Genomic DNA, 21890 nt, shown 5'->3' on the forward strand with positions numbered 1-21890 from the left:
TTTTAGGAGAAGTAAATGACTAAAGAAACTATTAAACTTTTTTCAGAAATGCACGCTGAACCAAGCTGGTTGTCAGACCTCCGTCAAAAAGCTTTTGATAAGATTGAGAGTTTGGAATTACCAGTTATCGAGCGTGTGAAATTTCACCGTTGGAATCTGGGAGATGGAACCATCACAGAAAGTGAGCCTTCAGCAAATGTTCCTGACTTCACAGCTCTAGATAATCACTTGAAATTGGTTCAAGTAGGGACTCAAACTGTTTTTGAACAAATTCCACTTGAATTGGCTGAACAAGGGGTTGTCTTTACAGACTTCCACTCAGCTTTAGAAGAAATTCCAGAGCTTATTGAGGAATTCTTCATGTCATCTGTTAAATATGACGATGATAAATTAGCAGCCTACCACACAGCTTACTTTAATAGTGGTGCTGTTCTCTACATTCCTGATAATGTGGAGATTGCAGAGCCCATTGAAGGAATTTTCTACCAAGACAATGATAGCGATGTGCCCTTTAACAAGCATATTCTGATTATTGCTGGTAAGAACTCTAAAATAAGCTATCTTGAACGTCTAGAGTCACGAGGTGGAGGTAGTGCAAAAGCAACTGCCAATATCACAGTTGAAGTGATTGCTCGTTCTGGTGCGCAAGTAAAATTTGCTGCTATTGACCGTTTAGGTGAAAATGTCACTGCCTACATTAGCCGTCGTGGTAAACTAGGCAACGATGCAAGCATTGACTGGGCGATTGGTGTCATGAACGAAGGAAACGTCGTTGCAGACTTTGATAGCGACTTGATTGGAAATGGTAGCCATGCTGACCTTAAAGTCGTAGCTCTTTCAAGCGGCCGCCAGGTTCAAGGGATTGATACTCGAGTGACTAACTACGGCTGCAACTCAATCGGAAATATTCTCCAACATGGGGTTATCCTTGAAAAAGCAACCTTGACCTTCAACGGTATCGGACACATCATCAAAGGCGCTAAGGGAGCAGATGCGCAACAAGAGAGTCGTGTTCTCATGCTTTCAGACCAAGCACGTTCAGATGCTAACCCAATTCTTTTGATTGATGAAAATGATGTTACTGCAGGCCACGCGGCTTCTATCGGTCAGGTGGATCCTGAAGACATGTACTACCTCATGAGCCGTGGCTTGGACAAGGCAACTGCAGAACGTTTGGTTGTTCGTGGGTTCCTTGGATCCGTTATCGTTGAGATCCCTGTCAAGGAAGTTCGTGATGAAATGATTGCAACCATCGAAGAAAAATTGTCAAAACGCTAAGGGGAAGCCTATGTTAGATGTAGAAGCGATTCGCAAGGATTTTCCAATTTTAGACCAGATTGTCAACGATGAACCACTGGTCTATCTGGACAATGCTGCGACGACACAAAAACCACTAGCAGTTCTTGAAACAATCAACCGCTACTATGAGCAGGACAATGCCAATGTTCACCGTGGTGTTCATACCTTGGCAGAACGGGCAACAGCATCTTATGAAGCTGCTCGTGAAACCATTGGTAAGTTTATCAACGCTGGTTCGACAAAGGAAGTTCTCTTTACCAGAGGAACGACGACCAGTCTTAACTGGGTAGCACGTTATGCTGAGGAAGTGTTGACTGAGGGAGACCAGGTCTTGATTTCCGTCATGGAACACCATTCCAATATCATTCCTTGGCAGGAAGCCTGCCGAAAGACTGGGGCGGAGCTTGTCTATGTTTATCTCAAGGACGGATCTCTGGATATGGCTGACTTGCAGGTCAAATTAACTGATAAGGTCAAGTTTGTTTCGTTAGCTCACGCCTCCAATGTTCTTGGTGTGGTCAATCCTATCAAAGAAATCACTCAAATGGCCCACCAAGTTGGAGCTATCATGGTGGTGGATGGTGCTCAATCTACGCCTCATATGAAGATTGATGTGCAGGATTTGGATGTGGACTTCTTTGCCTTTTCAGGTCACAAGATGGCTGGTCCAACTGGTATCGGTGTTCTTTACGGCAAAGAAAAGTATCTGGAACAAATGTCACCAGTAGAATTTGGTGGAGAGATGATTGATTTCGTCTATGAGCAATCTGCTAGTTGGAAGGAATTGCCTTGGAAATTTGAGGCTGGAACTCCTAATATGGCTGGTGCAATTGGGCTTGCTGCTGCAGTGGATTATCTAGAAAAAATTGGCATGGATGTCATTGAAGTCCATGAACAAGAATTGATAGCCTACGTCTATCCAAAACTTCAGGCAATTGAAGGACTGACCATTTATGGTTCTCAGGACCTGGCTCAACGTTCGGGTGTTATTGCCTTTAACCTAGGTGATCTTCATCCTCACGACCTCGCGACTGCTCTGGATTATGAAGGAGTGGCAGTTCGTGCGGGGCATCACTGTGCCCAACCCTTGCTCCAGTATTTGGAAGTCCCAGCAACTGCTCGCGCAAGTTTTTATATCTACAATACCAAGGCAGATTGCGACAAGCTAGTTGATGCCTTACAAAAGACAAAGGAGTTTTTCAATGGCACTTTCTAAACTAGATAGCCTTTATATGGCAGTGGTAGCAGACCATTCGAAAAATCCACATCACCAAGGGAAGTTAGAAGACGCTGAGCAAATCAGTCTCAACAATCCAACCTGTGGGGATGTTATTAATCTCTCTGTTAAGTTTGATGCTGCTGACCGTTTGGAAGATATTGCTTTTCTAAATTTAGGCTGCACCATCTCAACTGCTTCTGCAAGCATGATGACAGATGCCGTTTTAGGAAAAACAAAGCAAGAGATTTTAGAATTAGCAACTATTTTTTCAGAAATGGTCCAAGGGCAAAAAGATGAACGTCAAGACCAACTTGGAGACGCGGCTTTCTTATCAGGTGTTGCCAAATTCCCTCAAAGAATAAAGTGTGCAACCTTAGCTTGGAATGCTCTCAAAAAAACAATTGAAAATCAAGAAGATAAATAAGAAACATAGAAATATATAATGAAAGAAAGGATATTATGGCTGAAGAAAGAGTAGAACCAAAACCAATTGACCTTGGTGAATATAAATTTGGTTTCCATGACGATGTAGAGCCTGTCCTATCGACAGGAAAAGGACTCAACGAAGGTGTTATTCGTGAATTATCTGCTGCCAAGGGTGAGCCTGAGTGGATGTTGGAGTTCCGTTTGAAGTCTTATGAAACCTTCAAGAAAATGCCCATGCAAACTTGGGGAGCAGACTTGTCAGAGATTGACTTTGATGATTTGATCTACTACCAAAAACCATCTGACAAACCAGCCCGTTCTTGGGATGATGTACCTGAAAAAATCAAAGAAACCTTTGAACGTATCGGAATTCCAGAAGCTGAGCGTGCTTATCTAGCTGGAGCTTCTGCCCAGTACGAGTCAGAAGTGGTATACCACAACATGAAGGAAGAGTTTGAGAAGTTAGGAATTATCTTTACAGATACAGATTCTGCCCTCAAGGAATACCCAGACTTGTTTAAACAATACTTTGCGAAGTTGGTCCCGCCGACAGATAATAAGTTGGCAGCCCTTAACTCAGCAGTATGGTCTGGTGGAACCTTTATCTACGTGCCAAAAGGTGTCAAGGTAGATATTCCACTTCAAACCTATTTCCGTATCAATAATGAAAATACAGGTCAGTTCGAACGTACCTTGATTATCGTTGATGAGGGAGCAAGCGTCCACTACGTAGAAGGATGTACAGCACCAACATATTCAAGCAATAGCTTGCACGCTGCCATTGTAGAAATTTTTGCTTTGGACGGAGCTTATATGCGTTATACGACTATTCAAAACTGGTCTGACAACGTCTATAACTTGGTAACAAAACGTGCAAAAGCCTTGAAAGATGCGACAGTTGAGTGGATTGATGGTAACTTGGGTGCCAAAACAACCATGAAATACCCATCTGTTTACCTTGATGGAGAAGGAGCGCGTGGTACCATGCTTTCGATTGCCTTTGCGAATGCTGGACAACACCAAGATACGGGTGCCAAGATGATCCACAACGCTCCACACACAAGCTCGTCTATCGTTTCTAAATCCATCGCTAAAGGTGGAGGAAAGGTGGACTACCGTGGACAAGTAACCTTTAACAAGAACTCTAAGAAATCTGTTTCTCACATTGAGTGTGACACCATTATCATGGATGACTTATCAGCGTCAGATACCATTCCATTCAATGAAATCCACAACTCGCAAGTTGCTTTGGAACACGAAGCCAAAGTATCTAAGATTTCAGAAGAACAACTCTACTACCTCATGAGTCGTGGTTTGTCAGAAACTGAGGCAACCGAGATGATTGTCATGGGATTTGTCGAACCTTTCACAAAAGAACTTCCAATGGAATATGCAGTTGAGCTAAACCGCTTGATTAGCTATGAAATGGAAGGGTCAGTTGGGTAAGAATATGCAGAATCTGAACAGGAAGTCTTCCTGTTCAGAATTTTTTTTCAAAAATGAACCTAATAAATATTCACAAAAATGCTTTTATGTGGTAAAATAAAACAATTACATTTAGTGGAGATGAAGTATGAATATTTTTAGAACCAAGGATGTTAGTCTGGGACGAACGGAAATGCGCCGCCATTTGAAACTATGGGACTTGATTCTATTAGGAATTGGTGCCATGGTGGGGACGGGAATTTTCACCATTACTGGAACAGCAGCGGCTACACTAGCTGGCCCTTCACTAGTGATTTCTATTGTGATTTCTGCCCTATGCGTTTCTTTATCAGCCCTCTTTTTTGCAGAATTTGCCTCTCGTGTGCCTGCAACAGGAGGCGCTTATAGTTATCTCTATGCGATCTTAGGAGAATTTCCAGCCTGGATTGCCGGTTGGTTGACCATCATGGAATTCATGACGGCCATATCGGGTGTGGCATCTGGCTGGGCAGCTTACTTTAAGGGCTTACTCAGTAATTATGGTTTCTCCATGCCCCAAGCCTTAAATGGTACTTTTAACCCCGAACAAGGCACCTATATCGATCTATTACCTATTTTGGTGCTTGCTTTGGTAACAGGAGTAGTTTTATTGAATTCCAAGGCAGCCTTGCGCTTTAATTCACTTCTTGTGGTCTTGAAATTCTCTGCTCTAGCCTTGTTTATCCTAGTTGGTATTTGGTACATTAAACCTGAAAATTGGTCAAATTTTGCTCCCTTTGGCTTTGGTCAACTATATGGTGGAAGTACTGGAATAATGGCAGGAGCCTCTTTGATGTTCTTTGGTTTCCTCGGTTTTGAGTCTATTTCCATGGCAGTTGATGAGATTCAAAGTCCGCAAAAGAATGTTCCTCGAGGAATTGTCCTTTCTCTGTCAATCGTCACTATTCTCTATGCTTTGGTAACCTTAGTATTGACTGGGGTTGTTCACTATAGCCAACTCAATGTGGACGATGCAGTGGCCTTCTCATTGCGTAGTATCGGAATTGGCTGGGCAGCTAACTATGTTTCGCTTGTAGCTATTTTAACCTTGATTACTGTGTGTATTTCCATGACCTACGCTCTTTCTCGAATGATTTACAGCTTAGCACGTGATGGACTTTTGCCTCAAAGCTTCAAACAACTAAGCAAAAGCAGTCGAGTTCCAAAGAATGCGACCATCTTAACAGGAGTTGCCTCAGCTATTGCTGCGGGCATTTTCCCCTTGGCAAGCATTGCAGCCTTTCTAAATATCTGTACACTAGCCTATCTCATCTTACTTGCCTATGGCATTATCAAACTTAGAAAAGATAAGGGGATGCCAAAAGAAGGAGAGTTCAAAACTCCTTTAGTGCCGCTTTTGCCAATCCTTTCCATTCTTATCTGTCTTTCCTTTATGCTTCAGTATACCAAGGAAACATGGATTGCCTTTGGACTTGCTTTGTTGGTTGGACTAGTGATTTACTTTACTTATGGTTATCGTCATTCTACACTTTCTAAACAAAAATAAAAGCTGGGATTTCCCAGCTTTTTTGTTTTATTCTTTTATGTAGGTAAATCCTTCCCCAAGGATTTCATGGGCTTCAGTGATGGTAATAAAGGCTTGAGGATCTATATGGTGAATCATATCCTTCATTTTAACGATTTCGTTTCGACCGACGATACAATAAATGATTTTCAAATCTTTCTTACTGTAGTAGCCTTGACCAGAGATATAGGTCACGCCACGTCCTAGTTCTTCATTGATTTTATCAGCTAATTGCTCAGGATACTGAGTGATAATCATAAATCCTTTACCAGCATAGCCCCCTTCACCGATCAAGTCAATAACACGAGCGATGATAAAGTCAAACAAGAGAGTATAGGTAACAAGACGAAGATCTTGGAAGATAATTAAAATTAACATTAGGATAAAAAAGTCAATCCCAAAGAGCAATTTACCAATTGAGATATTGGTGTATTTATTGAGGATACGGGCAACAATATCTGAACCACCAGTAGTCCCACCAGCATTAAAAATAACTCCTAAACCGACTCCCAGTAAAACACCAGAAACTAGCGAAACGATAATGAGATCCCCTTGTAGGTCAAACTGTAAAGGAATTTTTTCAAAGACAGCAAGCCAGACAGAAAGGGAGATAGTTCCCAAGAGACTGGTGTAGAGAGTTTTAGGACCAAATATTTTCCAGGCAAGGATAAATAAAGGAATATTGATCAAGAGGTTCATCAGTGAGACTGGAATTTTAAAGAGGTAGAAGGTAATGAGTGTAATACCTGTCGCACCACCCTCAAATAGATGATAGGGAACTACAAAGTAGGTGAGACCAAAGGCATAAATAGCTGCCCCTAGTATGATAGTGATAATAGGCTGAACTTTTCGAATCATGATTCTCCCTCGCTTTTTCTATAGATAGATTATACCAAATTTTCAAGCGTTTTAATTGGATCTCTTATGATTTTTTAACAAAATTTTGATATAATAAAAGTGATAAATCCCTATCTTATTGAAAAGAATAGAAAGATTGAAATTATGACACAAGTAAAAATTGTAACAGATTCTTCTGTTACCATCGAACCAGAAGTAGTTAAAGAGTTAAATATTACGGTTGTGCCGCTATCCGTTATGATTGATAGTGTGCTTTATTCAGACGCAGATTTGAAAGAAGGGGAGTTCCTTCATCTTATGCAACAAAGTAAGAATCTGCCGAAAACCAGTCAGCCTCCAGTGGGAGTGTTTGCTGAGGTTTTCGAAGAACTAGGTAAAGACGGTAGTCAGATTCTCGCAATTCACATGTCCCATGCCTTGTCAGGAACTGTTGAAGCTGCTCGTCAAGGAGCGAGTCTCTCAACTGCTGATGTGACGGTTATTGATAGTTCTTTTACAGACCAAGCTATGAAGTTTCAAGTAGTTGAAGCAGCTAAGCTTGCCCAAGAAGGGAAAGATTTAGAAACCATCCTAGCTCATGTAGAAGACGTTAAGAATCATACTGAACTCTATATCGGTGTTTCAACATTAGAAAATCTAGTTAAGGGCGGACGTATCGGACGTGTGACAGGATTATTAAGCTCTCTGTTGAACATCCGAGTTGTGATGCAGATGAAGAATCATGAACTCCAGCCTATCGTTAAGGGACGAGGTGCTAAGACATTCAAAAAATGGCTTGATGAATTGACTGAGACGCTCTCGCATCAATCAGTGGCTGAGATTGGAATTTCATATGCAGGTACAAATGAATGGGCAAATGAGATGAAGAACTTGTTGCAAACTTATGTAGAAAAACCAATCTCTGTATTGGAAACAGGGTCTATTATTCAAACACATACGGGAGAAAATGCCTGGGCTATTCTAATTCGTTACAATTCCTAAAAAAATAGAGAAAAATCGTTAGAAATAGTGTTTTTGACTTGACCTATAGCCAATTTTAGGATATGATTATATTTGTTAATTAGAAATTATTTGGAGGATTTATTAACATGGCAAACAAACAAGATTTGATCGCTAAAGTAGCAGAAGCTACAGAATTGACTAAGAAAGATTCAGCAGCAGCAGTTGATGCTGTATTCGCAGCAGTAACTGAATACCTTGCAGCTGGTGAAAAAGTTCAATTGATCGGTTTTGGTAACTTTGAAGTTCGTGAGCGTGCTGCACGTAAAGGTCGCAACCCACAAACTGGTAAAGAAATCAAGATCGCAGCTTCTAAAGTTCCAGCATTCAAAGCTGGTAAAGCTCTTAAAGACGCTGTTAAATAATGACACTTTAAAAAGCCTATTGTATCAAGCTTTCTAGCTTGGTCAATAGGCTTTTTTCTTGTTAGAAATCTATGATCTTAGTATATATTATAAAAGAAAAAGGTTCCCATGATGAGAACCTTCTTTTCATTAGTTTTTAGAAGCTGCTTGGAATTCAGGGTTTTTCCATGCTTCATTAATAATTGCTTGCAATTCTTTTGCAGATGCTTGCATTTTTTGTGTTTCAGCGTCGTTCAATGGGATGTTAACTGGACGAACGATACCGTGTGCACCAACGATAGCAGGTTGACCGATAAAGACGTTTTCAACACCGTATTGTCCTTCTTGGAATACTGAAAGTGGAAGTACTGCATTTTCATCGTCAAGGATAGCACGAGTGATACGAGCAAGGGCAACTGCGATACCGTAGTATGTAGCGCCTTTCTTGTTGATGATTGAGTAGGCAGCATCACGAACTGAGATGAAAAGTTCAACAAGGTCAGCTTCATTCAAGTCACGGTTAGCTTGCAACCAGTGTTCCAATTTAACACCGGCAACGTTAGCGTGAGACCAAACAGCGAATTCTGAGTCACCGTGTTCACCCATGATGTAGGCATGGACTGAACGAGCGTCAACACCGATTGTTTCAGCAAGTGCTTGACGGAAACGAGCTGAGTCAAGAGAAGTACCAGAACCGATAACGCGTTCTTTAGGGAATCCAGAGAATTTCCAAGTTGAGTAAGTCAAAACGTCAACTGGGTTAGCTGCTACAAGGAAGATACCATCGAAACCAGAAGCAACAACTTGCTCAACGATTGATTTGTTGATTGCAAGGTTTTTACCTACAAGGTCAAGACGAGTTTCACCTGGTTTTTGAGGAGCACCAGCAGTGATAACTACAAGGTCAGCGTCAGCACAGTCTTCGTATTTTGCAGCGTAGATTTTTTTAGGTGAAGTGAAGGCAAGGGCATGGCTAAGGTCTTCTGCGTCACCAACCGCTTTTTCAAACAATTGAGGAATTTCAATGATTCCAAGCTCTTGTGCAATTCCTTGGGTAACAAGCGCGAAAGCATAAGATGAACCTACGGCACCGTCACCGACAAGGATCACTTTTTTGTGTTGTTTAGTAGAAGTCATTTTCTAAACATCTCCTTCAATTTTTTTAGGGAATTCCCCAGATATTTTCATTCTATCACTTTTAAAAAGCTTTGTCACGGAAATGCCTTCTTGTTCTTGATGTAAACGTTTTAGTGATTTCCAAAGACTGAAATGATCTACACTTTATGGTATAATATATCTAGTTACTAATTGTGAAATGAGGCATTTATTAATGCAGGATAAAAACTTAGTGAATGTTAATCTGACAAAGGAGATGAAGACCAGCTTTATCGACTACGCCATGAGTGTTATCGTAGCGCGTGCTCTTCCTGATGTTCGAGATGGCTTAAAACCAGTTCACCGTCGTATTCTTTACGGAATGAATGAACTAGGTGTTACTCCAGATAAACCCCATAAAAAATCAGCCCGTATTACAGGGGATGTCATGGGTAAATATCACCCTCACGGAGACTCGTCTATTTATGAGGCTATGGTTCGTATGGCCCAGTGGTGGAGCTATCGTTACATGCTCGTTGATGGGCATGGAAACTTTGGTTCTATGGACGGGGACGGTGCTGCCGCCCAGCGTTATACTGAGGCACGTATGAGCAAGATTGCTCTGGAAATGCTTCGCGATATCAATAAAAACACGGTTGATTTCGTAGACAACTACGACGCCAATGAGCGTGAACCCTTGGTCTTGCCAGCTCGTTTTCCAAACCTTTTGGTCAATGGGGCAACTGGGATTGCCGTAGGGATGGCTACCAACATTCCTCCTCACAACCTAGGTGAAACCATTGATGCAGTGAAGTTGGTTATGGATAATCCTGAAGTGACGACTAAGGACTTGATGGAAGTCTTGCCTGGTCCAGATTTTCCGACTGGCGCTCTTGTTATGGGGAAATCAGGTATTCATAAGGCTTATGAGACTGGTAAAGGTTCCATTGTCCTTCGTTCTCGTACAGAGATTGAAACCACTAAGACGGGTCGTGAGCGCATCGTTGTAACAGAATTCCCTTATATGGTTAATAAAACCAAGGTACATGAGCATATTGTTCGCTTGGTTCAGGAAAAACGAATTGAGGGCATTACAGCCGTACGTGATGAGTCCAACCGTGAAGGCGTCCGCTTTGTAATCGAAGTTAAACGCGACGCGTCTGCCAACGTTATCCTTAACAACCTCTTCAAGATGACCCAGATGCAAACCAACTTTGGTTTCAATATGTTGGCGATTGAAAATGGTGTGCCAAAAATCTTGTCCCTTCGTCAAATTTTGGATGCTTATATCGAGCACCAAAAAGAAGTGGTTGTTCGCCGTACTCGTTTTGACAAGGAAAAAGCAGAAGCGCGTGCGCACATCTTAGAAGGTCTTTTAATCGCGCTAGACCATATTGATGAAGTGATTCGTATCATTCGTGCCAGTGAAACAGATGCGGAAGCGCAAGCTGAGCTGATGAGCAAGTTCAAGCTTTCTGAACGTCAAAGTCAAGCTATCCTTGATATGCGTCTTCGTCGTTTGACAGGATTGGAACGTGATAAGATTCAGTCTGAATATGATGAATTGATTGCCTTGATTGCAGATTTGGCTGATATTCTTGCCAAACCTGAGCGCGTGGCTCAAATCATCAAAGAGGAATTGGACGAAGTCAAACGCAAGTTTGGTGACAAGCGTCGTACGGAGTTGATGATCGGAGAAGTCTTAACTCTTGAAGATGAAGATTTGATTGAAGAAACGGATGTCTTGATTACCCTATCTAATAAGGGTTACATCAAACGTCTGGACCAAGGTGAGTTCACTGCTCAAAAACGTGGTGGCCGTGGAGTTCAAGGTACGGGAGTTAAGGATGATGACTTTGTGCGTGAGTTGGTTTCAACCAGCACCCATGATCATCTGCTCTTCTTTACTAATAAAGGACGTGTCTACCGCCTTAAAGGTTATGAAATCCCTGAATACGGTCGTACCGCTAAGGGCTTGCCAGTTGTCAATCTTTTGAAGTTGGACGAAGGCGAAAGCATTCAGACCATCATCAACGTTGAGTCTGAACGTAGTGATGACGCCTATCTCTTCTTTACAACTCGTCACGGTATTGTGAAGAGAACCAGTGTCAAAGAGTTCGCTAATATTCGTCAAAATGGACTGAAAGCCTTGAATCTCAAGGATGAGGATGAGTTGATCAATGTCTTGCTGACAGAAGAAGATACGGATATTATCATTGGTACCAAGTTTGGCTATGCTGTTCGCTTTAATCAATCAGCTGTTCGTGGCATGAGCCGTATCGCGACTGGTGTTCGAGGAGTCAATCTTCGTGAGGGTGACACAGTAGTTGGTGCTAGCGTGATTACAAATCAAGACGAAGTTCTTATCATCACTGAAAAAGGATATGGTAAACGTACACTTGCTACTGAATATCCTACTAAAGGCCGTGGTGGTAAAGGGATGAAGACAGCTAATGTTGCTGAGAAGAATGGTCCTCTGGCTGGTCTCCTCACTGTTAAGGGGGATGAAGACTTGATGATTATCACAGATACAGGTGTCATGATCCGTACAAATGTTGCCAATATTTCACAAACTGGACGCTCAACTATGGGAGTTAAGGTAATGCGTCTAGATCAGGATGCTAAGATTGTGACCTTTACAACGGTTGCTGCAGCAGAAAAAGAAGAAGTTGGGACTGAAATTGAAACAGAAGGTGAAGCATAATGTCTCATAGAAGAACGAAAAATAAAAAGAGTAAGAAAAATAAGCGCAGAAATCTATTTATCAATATTTTAGCGGGTTTCTTAATTCTTTTATCGCTAGCTTTGATTTTTAATTCAAAGATTCGTGATCTCTTTTTGGTCTGGAACACCAATAAATACCAAGTCAATCAAGTCACTAAGGAAAATATAGATGAAAATCTAAAAACCGAAGGGAATTTTGATTTTGACTCTGTTAAGTCTATTTCATCTGAAGCTGTATTAGCTTCACAATGGGATGCTCAGAAACTTCCCGTTATTGGAGGTATTGCTATTCCTGAAGTAGAGATTAACCTTCCTATTTTCAAAGGTTTGGACAATGTAAACTTGTTCTATGGAGCAGGGACCATGAAACCAGATCAAAAAATGGGAGAAGGAAACTATTCTCTAGCCAGTCACCATATCTTTACTGCTGAAAATGCCAGTCAAATGCTCTTCTCACCTTTGGTCAATGCCAAAGCAGGTATGAAAATTTACCTGACGGATAAGGATAAAGTTTATACTTATGAGATTACAGAAGTTAAACGTGTTACACCAGACCGAGTAGATGAAATCGATGATCGTATTGGTATGCAGGAGATTACTTTGGTTACTTGTGTTGATTATAATGCGACCGAGCGTATAATCGTCAAAGGAATCTTTAAAGAATCAAAAGCTTATTCTGAGACTTCTGAGGATATTTTGAAGGCCTTTAATCAACCGTATAGACAACGTTATTAAGAATGAATGAACCAGTGAAGTGCTATTTCACTGGTTTTTTATATGAACAAATAGAATCAAAATAGTTCTTATGAAAAAGGATAAGAAGGCTTAGGATAAAGATTTTTAAGATAAATATTTTAGAATTTTACAGAAAACGCTTTCTAGAAAACAAGAATTATGTTATAATTATCACAAATAAAAATTTAGGAGTTTTCTATGGTCTCTTCAGAATTTATTTCAAAGATTGAATTTGCTTGCAAGAAGAAAGAAAGTCTTTATAGCCAAAGCAAGTTTAAGTATGCGATTCGTTCCATGTTTGCAGGTGCTTTTCTAACATTTAGTACGGCTGCGGGCGCAGTTGGGGCTGATTTGATTAATAAGATCGCACCTGGTAGTGGACGTTTTCTTTTCCCATTTGTTTTTGCTTGGGGATTGGCCTACATTGTTTTCTTGAATGCTGAGTTGGTCACTTCCAACATGATGTTCTTGACAGCTGGCAGTTTTTTGAAGAAAATTTCTTGGAGAAAAACAGCTGAGATTCTACTTTACTGTACCTTCTTCAACCTCATCGGAGCTTTGATAGCAGGTTGGGGCTTTGCCCACTCAGCAGCCTATGCAAATCTAACACATGATAGCTTCATTTCAGGAGTTGTAGAGATGAAGTTAGGTCGTTCCAATGAGCTAGTCTTGCTTGAAGGTATTTTAGCCAATATCTTTGTAAACATTGCCATTCTTTCATTCGTTTTGGTGAAAGACGGTAGCGCCAAACTTTGGCTTGTTTTGTCAGCAATTTACATGTTTGTATTCTTAACAAACGAACACATTGCTGCGAACTTTGCTTCTTTTGCGATTGTTAAGTTCAGTGTTGCAGCTGATTCCATTGCAAACTTTGACATACCTAATATTCTTCGTCACTGGGGTGTAACCTTTGTCGGGAACTTTATCGGAGGAGGTCTCTTGATGGGCTTACCTTACGCCTTCCTCAATAAAAACGAAGATACCTATGTCGATTAAAGAAATGAGCACGAGCTAATCGTGCTTTTTTGTTTGATGTGTATGACTAGTCATAGTTGTTACTTATATCAAAATATAGAAAAACGGTATTGGAAAAGGCTAACCCAAGATGATACAATATACCTAATGAAGCTATTTGGAGGCCGTCTTATGACTCGTGATTTTAAATTTGAAACCCTACAATTGCATGCTGGGCAAGTAGTTGATCCAGCGACCAAGTCTCGTGCAGTACCGATTTATCAAACAACATCCTTCGTTTTTGATGACACGCAGGAAGGTGCAGATCTGTTTGCCTTGAGAAAACCAGGCAATATCTATACTCGTATCACAAACCCTACAACAGCGGCATTTGAGGAAAGAATCGCTGCTCTTGAAGGTGGTGTTGGAGCGCTAGCGACAGCATCTGGTATGGCTGCACTTACTTATACAATTCTTGCCCTTGCTCATGCGGGTGACCATGTGGTGGCTGCGTCAACTATTTACGGTGGGACTTTCAATCTCTTGAAAGAAACCCTTCCTCGTTATGGAATCACAACTACCTTTGTCGATGTGGATAATTTGGAGGAAGTAGAAGCAGCTATCGGTGACAATACCAAACTTGTCTTGATTGAAACCTTAGGGAATCCCTTGATTAACATTCCTGACTTGGAAAAATTGGCTGAGATTGCGCATAAACACCAGATTCCTCTCGTTTCGGACAATACTTTTGCCACACCATATTTGATTAACGTTTTCTCTCACGGTGTCGATATTTCAGTCCACTCAGCGACTAAGTTTATCGGTGGTCATGGTACGACTATTGGTGGTGTTATCGTGGACAGTGGTCGTTTTGACTGGGAAGCTTCAGGGAAATTCCCTCAATTTGTAGAGGAAGATCCTAGCTACCATAACTTGAGCTATACTCGCGATGTTGGGGCAGCAGCCTTTATTATCGCTGTCCGTGTTCAATTGCTTCGTGATACAGGTGCTGCCTTGTCACCATTCAATGCCTTTCTCTTGCTCCAAGGGCTTGAAACTCTCTCTCTTCGTGTTGAACGTCATGTGCAAAATGCAGAGAAAATTGTTGATTTCCTTGTCAACCATCCTAAGGTTGAAAAAGTCAACTATCCAAAACTAGCAGACAGTCCTTACCATGCCTTGGCTGAGAAATATTTGCCAAAAGGTGTTGGTTCAATCTTTACCTTCCATGTTAAAGGTGGAGAGACAGAGGCTCGCAAGGTGATTGATAATTTGGAAATCTTCTCTGACCTTGCAAACGTGGCAGATGCCAAATCGCTTGTTGTCCATCCTGCGACAACCACTCACGGTCAGTTGTCAGAAAAAGACCTAGAAGCGGCAGGTGTCACACCAAACCAAATCCGCTTGTCTATCGGTCTTGAAAATGTAGAGGATTTGATTGAAGATTTGCGCTTAGCCTTGGAAAAAATTTAGAGTAACAGATATCAACAGTGGGTTTCGACTCACTGTTTTTGATTTTTCCTCAAGCATGATATAATGGTTACAGAAGTCTAGAAAGAGGAAAGTTATGAACGAAATCAAATGTCCCAACTGTGGGGAAGTCTTTACAGTAAATGAAAGTCAGTATGCCGAACTTTTATCCCAAGTGAGAACGGCTGAGTTTGATAAGGAATTGCACGATCGAATGAAGCAGGAGCTGGCCTTAGCTGAGCAAAAGGCCATGAATGAGCAACAGTCTAAACTGGCTCAGAAGGATCAAGAAATTGCGCAATTACAGAGTCAAATTCAAAACTTTGATACAGAGAAAGAACTGGCTAAAAAAAAGGTTGAACAAACAAGTCATGAAGCTTTATTGGCAAAGGATAAGGAAGTACAGACCTTGGAAAACCAATTGGCTACCTTGCGTTTGGAGCATGAAAATCAACTGCAAAAGACTCTTTCTGACCTAGAAAAAGAACGGGATCAAGTTAAAAATCAGCTCCTCTTGCAAGAAAAGGAAAATGAGTTGTCTTTGGCTTCTGTTAAGCAGAATTACGAAGCCCAGCTCAAGGCAGCCAGTGAACAAGTCGAATTTTACAAGAATTTCAAAGCCCAACAATCTACAAAAGCTATCGGGGAAAGTCTGGAACAGTACGCAGAGAGTGAATTTAACAAGGTCCGCAGTTTTGCCTTTCCAAATGCCTACTTTGAGAAAGATAACAAGGTTTCTGCGCGTGGGTCTAAAGGCGACTTTATCTTCCGTGACTTTGATGAAAATGGGTTAGAATTCATTTCCATCATGTTTGAAATGAAAAATGAAGCGGACGGAACAGAGAAGAAGCATAAGAATGCAGATTTTTACAAGGAATTGGACAAGGACCGTCGGGAGAAGAACTGTGAGTATGCTGTTTTGGTGACCATGTTAGAAGCAGATAACGATTACTTTAACACGGGTATCGTGGATGTCAGTCATGAGTATGAAAAGATGTATGTGGTCCGTCCTCAGTTCTTTATCCAGTTGATCGGTCTTTTGCGAAATGCTGCGCTCAATTCCCTAAAATACAAGCAGGAGTTAGCGCTTGTTCGTGAGCAGAATATCGATATCACCCATTTTGAAGAAGACTTGGATGCTTTTAAGGTTGCCTTTGCAAAAAACTACAATTCAGCTTCAGTCAACTTCGGAAAGGCTATTGACGAAATCGACAAGGCCATCAAAAGGATGGAAGAAGTCAAGAAATTCCTAACAACATCAGAAAACCAACTCCGCCTCGCAAACAATAAGTTGGACGATGTTTCTGTTAAAAAATTGACTCGTAAAAATCCAACCATGAAAGCAAAGTTTGAAGCGCTGAAGGGGGAATAGAAAGCAAAACATGAACGGTATTATCAACTTAAGAAAAGAAGCGGGGATGACCTCGCATGATGCGGTTTTTAAACTGCGTAAGATTTTGGGAACTAAGAAAATTGGTCATGGAGGGACGCTGGATCCTGATGTGGTGGGTGTTTTGCCTATTGCGGTGGGCAAGGCAACCCGTATGGTCGAGTTCATGCAGGATGAGGGCAAGGTCTATGAGGGGGAAATCACCCTAGGATATTCAACAACGACCGAGGATGCTAGTGGGGAAGTGGTCGCAGAGACTCCTGTTTTGTCGCCCTTGGATGAAAAGCTTGTCGATGAAGCGATCGCTAGTCTGACTGGGGCTATCACCCAGATTCCTCCCATGTACTCAGCTGTCAAGGTAAATGGTCGCAAGCTCTATGAGTATGCGCGTGCTGGTCAGGAGGTGGAGCGTCCAGAACGTCAGGTCACTATTTATCAATTTGAGAGGACGAGTCCGATTTCTTATGAGGATCACCTCGCACGTTTTACATTTCGTGTGAAATGTAGTAAGGGGACTTATATCCGTACCTTGTCAGTTGATTTGGGAGAGAAGCTGGGTTATGCGTCCCATATGTCCCATTTGACTCGGACGAGTGCAGCAGGTTTACAACTGGAAGATGCTCTTACCTTGGACGAAATTGCTGCAAAAGTGGAGGCTGGTCAACTGGATTTTCTTTATCCCTTAGAGATTGGAACAGGGGATCTTGTCAAAGTTTTCCTAACTCCAGAAGAGGCTACAGAAGTCCGCTTTGGTCGATTTATAGATCTAGAACAATCGGATAAGGAGTTAGCTGCCTTTGAAGATGATAAATTGCTAGCAATTCTAGAAAAACGGGGCAATCTCTACAAGCCAAGGAAAGTTCTATGCTAGTCAAACTGGAGTGTGGGGATGGAATTGTTAGCCATAGTCTATCAAAATCAGACTATAAATTTGTCTAAAAATGTGATAGAATAGACGACGGATAAAAAAACGGAGGATAGCATGCAAAATAGACCAATCATTATCGGAGTGACAGGTGGTTCTGGTGGTGGTAAGACTAGTGTTTCAAAAGCCATTTTATCTCATTTTCTTGATGAGAAGATTGCCATGATTGAGCATGATTCATACTACAAGGACCAATCTCATTTGACCTTTGAAGAGCGTGTCAAAACCAACTACGATCATCCATTTGCCTTTGATACAGATCTGATGATCGAGCAAATTAAGGAGTTGTTGGCAGGGCGTCCGGTGGACATTCCGACTTATGACTATACTGAACATACACGGAGCAACAAAACCTATCGTCAAGAGCCTCAAGATGTCTTTATCGTTGAGGGGATTCTGGTCTTGGAGGACAAGCGTCTGCGCGATTTGATGGACATCAAGATTTTTGTGGATACAGATGATGATGTGCGCATTATTCGTCGGATTAAGCGGGACATGGAAGAGCGTGGCCGTAGTTTGGATAGTGTGATTGACCAATATCTGGGTGTGGTCAAACCCATGTATCACCAGTTCATCGAGCCAACCAAGCGTTATGCGGATATCATTATTCCTGAAGGTGCCAGCAATACAGTCGCTATTGACCTTTTGACAACCAAGATTTCTAAGATTTTGGAAGAAGCTCGTAATAGCAAATAATCAGATGAGGAGGCCTAGCCTCCTTTTTCTATTTTTCCTTTCGTTTCGATATGCAAAAGGAGATTTTTAATCATATTTTTGGTATAATAATACCCATGGAAAAGCAAGAAAATGAATAGTAGGTGGAGATGGAAAAGTATTTATCGGTAACAACTTTGACCAAGTATCTGAAAATGAAATTCGATAAAGACCCTTACTTGGAACGGGTCTATTTAACTGGTCAAGTTTCCAACTTTCGTAAACGACCTACTCACCAATATTTCTCCCTAAAAGATGACCACGCAGTCATTCAAGCGACCATCTGGTCAGGGATATATCAGAAATTAGGTTTCGACCTCGAAGAAGGGATGAAAATCAATGTGATTGGGCGAGTTCAGGTTTATGAACCGAGCGGGAGCTATTCTATCATCATTGAGAAGGCTGAACCTGATGGAGTTGGTGCGCTTGCGATTCAGTTTGAACAACTCAAGAAAAAACTAACGGAAGAAGGTCTCTTTCAAGAACGGTTCAAGCAGCCTCTGCCCCAGTTTGCTAAGAGAATTGGTGTAGTAACCAGTCGCAGTGGCGCAGTCATCCAGGATATTATCACAACCGTGAGCAGACGTTTTCCTGGTGTCGATATCCTTCTCTATCCGACCAAGGTGCAAGGAGATGGAGCAGCAGAGGAAATAGCACGGAATATTGCTCGTGCCAATCAGCGTGAGGATCTAGATGTCCTCATCATTGGTCGTGGTGGGGGTTCCATCGAGGATCTCTGGGCCTTTAACGAAGAGATTGTGGTACGGGCTATTTTTGAATCTCGCTTGCCAATCATTTCTAGTGTGGGGCATGAGACGGATGTGACCTTGGCAGATTTTGTAGCGGATCGCAGAGCGGCGACCCCAACGGCTGCAGCTGAACTGGCAACACCTGTCACTAAGTTGGATCTCTTGACGCATTTGCAGAATCAAGAAAAACGGATGACGACAGCAGTTCAGAATGTCCTGTCAAGAAAAAAAGAAGCTCTGAAAAAATGCAGCCAGTCTGTGATTTTTAGACAGCCAGAGCGCTTGTATGATGGTTATTTGCAACGCTTGGACCAACTGCAGCTGCGCTTAAAACAAAGTTTGCGAACACGGATTTCTGATAGCAAACATTTAGTCCAAGCAAGGACACACCAATTGGTGCAATTATCTCCTGTTCCTAAAATCCAACGCTATCAAGATCGGCTTGCTCAGTTGGACAAGCTGCTCCTTAGCCAAATGGCGTTAGTTTATGATGCCAAGGTTGCTGAGGTCAAGCGCCTTTCGGAAGCATTGTTGATGTTGGATACTAGCCGAATTGTGGCGCGTGGTTATGCAATTGTCAAAAAAGAAGAGTCCGTTGTGGATTCGGTTGAGAGTTTAAAGAAAAAAGACCAAGTGACGCTTTTGATGCGAGACGGTCAGGTAGAATTAGAGGTTAAAGATGTCAAAACAAAAGAAATTTGAGGAAAATCTAGCAGAACTGGAGACCATTGTCCAAAGTTTAGAAAATGGTGAAATTGCTCTGGAAGATGCGATTGCTGCCTTTCAAAAGGGCATGGTCTTGTCAAAAGAGCTCCAAGCGACCTTGGACAAGGCTGAAAAGACCTTGGTTAAGGTTATGCAAGAAGATGGAACAGAAAGTGATTTTGAATGAAGAAGCAAGAAAAATTAGCTCTTGTGGAGTCGGCTTTGGAGGAATTTTATGGAGACCAACAGTTTGCCTCTAGTTTACGAGAGTCTGTTCTCTACTCCATTCATGCCGGTGGCAAGCGTATTCGTCCTTTTCTCTTGTTAGAAGTTCTGGAATCCTTGCAAGTAGTTATCCAACCAGCACATGCTCAAGTGGCAGCGGCTTTGGAAATGATTCATACTGGAAGTTTGATTCATGATGATCTTCCTGCTATGGATGATGATGATTACCGTCGGGGACGCTTGACCAATCATAAGAAATTTGGCGAAGCGATGGCCATTTTGGCTGGAGATGCTTTGTTCCTAGATCCTTATGCCTTGATTGCGCAGGCAGATTTGCCAAGTCAGATCAAGGTGGACTTGATAGCCAACTTATCCCTTGCGTCAGGTAGTTTGGGCATGGTGGCAGGGCAGGTTCTGGACATGGAGGGTGAACGTCAGCACTTGTCCTTGGAAGAACTTCAGACCATTCATGCTAATAAAACAGGTAAGTTACTTGCCTATCCTTTCCAAGCAGCTGCTATCCTAGCAGAATTGGCACCTGAAATCCAAGCAAAATTGAAAACTGTGGGTGAATTGATTGGCCTTGCCTTTCAAGTTCGAGATGATGTGCTAGATGTGACCGCTAGTTTTGAGGAAATCGGCAAGACACCACAAAAGGATTTGCAGGCAGAAAAGTCAACCTATCCAGCCTTGTTGGGCTTGGAGGAGGCCGTTGCCTTTTGTAACGAAACTCTGGATCAAGCCAATGCGAAATTAGAAGAAATTTCCCAGCAAGTCAGCTTTGAAACAGAGCCGATTGTGAAAGTAGTAGAAAGTTTGAGAATCAATGGCTAAGGAAAGAGTGGATGTACTAGCTTATAAACAGGGTTTGTTTGAGACACGAGAACAAGCCAAGCGAGGTGTTATGGCTGGGCTCGTTGTGTCTGTTCTTAATGGAGAGCGTTTTGACAAACCAGGAGAGAAAATCCCAGACGATACTGAGCTAAAACTCAAAGGTGAAAAACTCAAGTATGTCAGCCGTGGTGGTTTGAAACTGGAAAAGGCCTTGCAGGTCTTTGATTTGTCAGTGGATGGGGCGACCACGATTGATATTGGGGCTTCTACTGGTGGCTTTACCGATGTCATGTTGCAAAATGGTGCTGAGCTTGTCTACGCGGTGGATGTTGGGACCAATCAGTTAGCCTGGAAATTGCGCCAAGATCCTCGGGTTGTCAGCATGGAGCAGTTTAATTTCCGCTATGCAGAAAAGACTGACTTTGAGCAGGAACCAAGTTTTGCCAGTATTGATGTGAGTTTTATTTCCCTTAGTCTGATCTTACCAGCCCTACATCGAGTTTTGGCTGATCAAGGCCAGGTGGTAGCACTTGTCAAACCTCAGTTTGAAGCAGGTCGGGAGCAAATCGGGAAAAATGGGATCATTCGTGATGCTAAGGTTCACCAACATGTCCTTGAATCAGTCACTGCTATGGCGGTTGAGCAAGGCTTTTCTGTACTTGGATTAGACTATTCACCAATCCAAGGAGGACATGGAAACATCGAATTTCTGGCATATTTGAAAAAGGAAGATGGAGCAAGTAACCAAGTTGCCCCTGAAATAGAAAAAGTTGTAGAGAGAGCACATAGAGAATTTAAAGATGAATAAAAAAGAAAGACTTGAAAAAATTAGAAGATTTGTTACGGATTACCAAATCGGAACACAGGAAGAAATCGTTGAGCACTTAAAGGAAGCAGGTATCTCTGCCACTCAAGCTACTGTGTCAAGAGACATCAAAGAGCTTGGTATTGTTAAAATTCCTTTGAAAAACAACACTTATATCTATGAATTGCCAAAATCAATTGTGAAGAGTTTGCAGTTGGCTGAGAATAACATCGAAGGTTCTCAAGTAATGGGTAACATGCTTAACCTCAATGTTATTCCTGGAAACACAGTATTTGTGAAAGGTCAGTTGGTTGCAGCATTTTCTGATAAGATTTTTAGCTGCATTGCGGATGACAATTCAATCTTGATTGTGGCAAAAACAGAGGAAGCAGCTAAGGAAATATCTGAACAAGTTAAAAAATGGTAGGTCG

21 protein-coding genes are annotated in these 21890 nt (G+C 41.8%); 19 read left to right on the forward strand and 2 right to left on the reverse strand.

What is annotated here, in order from left to right:
- Positions 1-15: 15 nt before the first annotated feature.
- From sufD to ACVC7S_RS03135, 5 genes are all read left to right on the forward strand, one after another.
- Positions 16-1278 (forward strand): Fe-S cluster assembly protein SufD, encoded by a 1263-nt coding sequence (gene sufD / locus ACVC7S_RS03115; RefSeq protein WP_447266148.1) that lies wholly within the window; start codon positions 16-18, stop codon positions 1276-1278.
- 10 nt (positions 1279-1288) lie between these two features.
- On the forward strand, positions 1289-2515 hold the full coding sequence (locus tag ACVC7S_RS03120; RefSeq protein ID WP_447266149.1) for a cysteine desulfurase: 1227 nt from the start codon (positions 1289-1291) through the stop codon (positions 2513-2515).
- Entirely contained in the window at positions 2502-2942 is a 441-nt protein-coding gene (gene sufU / locus ACVC7S_RS03125) for a Fe-S cluster assembly sulfur transfer protein SufU (protein ID WP_447266150.1), read from the forward strand. Before ACVC7S_RS03120 ends, sufU begins: the two co-directional genes overlap by 14 nt.
- Before the next feature lie 35 nt (positions 2943-2977).
- Entirely contained in the window at positions 2978-4390 is a 1413-nt protein-coding gene (sufB, locus tag ACVC7S_RS03130) for a Fe-S cluster assembly protein SufB (RefSeq protein ID WP_075229090.1), read from the forward strand.
- A gap of 127 nt (positions 4391-4517) precedes the next feature.
- Positions 4518-5915, forward strand: coding sequence for an APC family permease (locus ACVC7S_RS03135; protein ID WP_447266151.1), 1398 nt, complete (start codon positions 4518-4520; stop codon positions 5913-5915).
- A gap of 27 nt (positions 5916-5942) precedes the next feature.
- Here ACVC7S_RS03135 and ACVC7S_RS03140 read toward each other — a convergent pair whose 3' ends face one another.
- On the reverse strand, positions 5943-6791 hold the full coding sequence (locus tag ACVC7S_RS03140; RefSeq protein WP_096406913.1) for a YitT family protein: 849 nt from the start codon (positions 6789-6791) through the stop codon (positions 5943-5945).
- A 144-nt stretch (positions 6792-6935) separates the two neighbouring features.
- Between ACVC7S_RS03140 and ACVC7S_RS03145 the strand changes: the two genes are divergently transcribed.
- The gene (locus ACVC7S_RS03145; RefSeq protein ID WP_061406999.1) at positions 6936-7772 is read left to right on the forward strand and encodes a DegV family protein; all 837 of its coding nucleotides are present in this window, start codon (positions 6936-6938) and stop codon (positions 7770-7772) included.
- Positions 7773-7879: 107 nt separating this feature from the next.
- A complete protein-coding gene (locus ACVC7S_RS03150; protein WP_001284636.1) occupies positions 7880-8155 on the forward strand; it encodes an HU family DNA-binding protein in 276 nt (91 codons plus the stop codon).
- A gap of 129 nt (positions 8156-8284) precedes the next feature.
- Here the strand turns inward: ACVC7S_RS03150 and ACVC7S_RS03155 are convergent, their stop codons facing one another.
- Positions 8285-9271 carry an L-lactate dehydrogenase gene (locus ACVC7S_RS03155; RefSeq protein WP_000204734.1) on the reverse strand — a complete coding sequence of 329 codons (987 nt, stop codon included), beginning with the start codon at positions 9269-9271 and terminating at the stop codon, positions 8285-8287.
- Between the two features lie 193 nt (positions 9272-9464).
- Here ACVC7S_RS03155 and gyrA point away from each other — a divergent pair, with 193 nt between their 5' ends.
- From gyrA to ACVC7S_RS03215, 12 genes are all read left to right on the forward strand, one after another.
- Positions 9465-11933, forward strand: coding sequence for a DNA gyrase subunit A (gene gyrA, locus ACVC7S_RS03160; protein WP_242747820.1), 2469 nt, complete (start codon positions 9465-9467; stop codon positions 11931-11933).
- Entirely contained in the window at positions 11933-12688 is a 756-nt protein-coding gene (locus ACVC7S_RS03165) for a class A sortase (protein WP_447266152.1), read from the forward strand. Before gyrA ends, ACVC7S_RS03165 begins: the two co-directional genes overlap by 1 nt.
- Before the next feature lie 198 nt (positions 12689-12886).
- Entirely contained in the window at positions 12887-13684 is a 798-nt protein-coding gene (locus tag ACVC7S_RS03170) for a formate/nitrite transporter family protein (RefSeq protein ID WP_447266153.1), read from the forward strand.
- Positions 13685-13834: 150 nt separating this feature from the next.
- Complete coding sequence (locus ACVC7S_RS03175; RefSeq protein ID WP_447266154.1) at positions 13835-15115, forward strand: O-acetylhomoserine aminocarboxypropyltransferase/cysteine synthase family protein; 1281 nt, start codon at positions 13835-13837, stop codon at positions 15113-15115.
- 94 nt (positions 15116-15209) lie between these two features.
- Positions 15210-16484, forward strand: a complete 1275-nt coding sequence (locus ACVC7S_RS03180) for a DUF2130 domain-containing protein (RefSeq protein WP_447266155.1) — start codon at positions 15210-15212, stop codon at positions 16482-16484.
- A gap of 10 nt (positions 16485-16494) precedes the next feature.
- Positions 16495-17373 (forward strand): tRNA pseudouridine(55) synthase TruB, encoded by an 879-nt coding sequence (gene truB / locus ACVC7S_RS03185; RefSeq protein WP_447266156.1) that lies wholly within the window; start codon positions 16495-16497, stop codon positions 17371-17373.
- A gap of 111 nt (positions 17374-17484) precedes the next feature.
- Entirely contained in the window at positions 17485-18123 is a 639-nt protein-coding gene (udk, locus tag ACVC7S_RS03190; protein WP_001181363.1) for a uridine kinase, read from the forward strand.
- 128 nt (positions 18124-18251) lie between these two features.
- Complete coding sequence (xseA, locus tag ACVC7S_RS03195) at positions 18252-19592, forward strand: exodeoxyribonuclease VII large subunit (RefSeq protein WP_447266157.1); 1341 nt, start codon at positions 18252-18254, stop codon at positions 19590-19592.
- Complete coding sequence (locus tag ACVC7S_RS03200) at positions 19570-19782, forward strand: exodeoxyribonuclease VII small subunit (RefSeq protein ID WP_000043226.1); 213 nt, start codon at positions 19570-19572, stop codon at positions 19780-19782. Before xseA ends, ACVC7S_RS03200 begins: the two co-directional genes overlap by 23 nt.
- Positions 19779-20654: a polyprenyl synthetase family protein gene (locus ACVC7S_RS03205; RefSeq protein ID WP_447266158.1), complete on the forward strand. Its 876-nt coding sequence runs from the start codon at positions 19779-19781 to the stop codon at positions 20652-20654. The genes ACVC7S_RS03200 and ACVC7S_RS03205 overlap by 4 nt, the downstream gene beginning before the upstream one ends.
- Complete coding sequence (locus tag ACVC7S_RS03210) at positions 20647-21462, forward strand: TlyA family RNA methyltransferase (RefSeq protein ID WP_447266159.1); 816 nt, start codon at positions 20647-20649, stop codon at positions 21460-21462. Before ACVC7S_RS03205 ends, ACVC7S_RS03210 begins: the two co-directional genes overlap by 8 nt.
- The gene (locus ACVC7S_RS03215; RefSeq protein WP_001034393.1) at positions 21455-21886 is read left to right on the forward strand and encodes an arginine repressor; all 432 of its coding nucleotides are present in this window, start codon (positions 21455-21457) and stop codon (positions 21884-21886) included. Before ACVC7S_RS03210 ends, ACVC7S_RS03215 begins: the two co-directional genes overlap by 8 nt.
- The last annotated feature ends 4 nt before the right edge of the window (positions 21887-21890 follow it).

The organism is Streptococcus sp. Z556 (assembly GCF_053010225.1).